Here is a 374-nt window from a genome sequence, read left to right on the forward strand (position 1 = left end):
GCCGAGCTGCTGGAACTGGTCGAAATGGAAGTCCGCGAGCTGCTGAGCAAGTACGACTTCCCGGGCGACGACACCCCGATCATCTCGGGTTCGGCCCGTCTGGCGCTGGAAGGCGACCAGAGCGACATCGGCGTGCCGGCGATCCTGAAGCTGGTCGACGCCCTGGACACCTGGATCCCGGAGCCGGAGCGTGCGATCGACAAGCCGTTCCTGATGCCGGTGGAAGACGTGTTCTCGATCTCGGGCCGCGGCACCGTGGTGACCGGTCGTATCGAGCGCGGCGTGATCAAGGTCGGCGAAGAAATCGAAATCGTCGGTATCCGTCCGGTCCAGAAGACCACCGTGACCGGCGTGGAAATGTTCCGCAAGCTGCT

The 374-nt window shown here is 64.2% G+C and carries 1 protein-coding gene; it reads left to right on the plus strand.

The annotated features are described in order from the left end of the window. Positions 1 to 374: EF-Tu/IF-2/RF-3 family GTPase (locus tag FSZ13_RS18195; protein WP_260844238.1), on the plus strand; the 374-nt coding region annotated here is incomplete at both ends.

Origin of the sequence: Stenotrophomonas rhizophila (assembly GCF_007667275.1) — a bacterium.
Lineage (GTDB): Bacteria > Pseudomonadota > Gammaproteobacteria > Xanthomonadales > Xanthomonadaceae > Stenotrophomonas > Stenotrophomonas maltophilia_AE.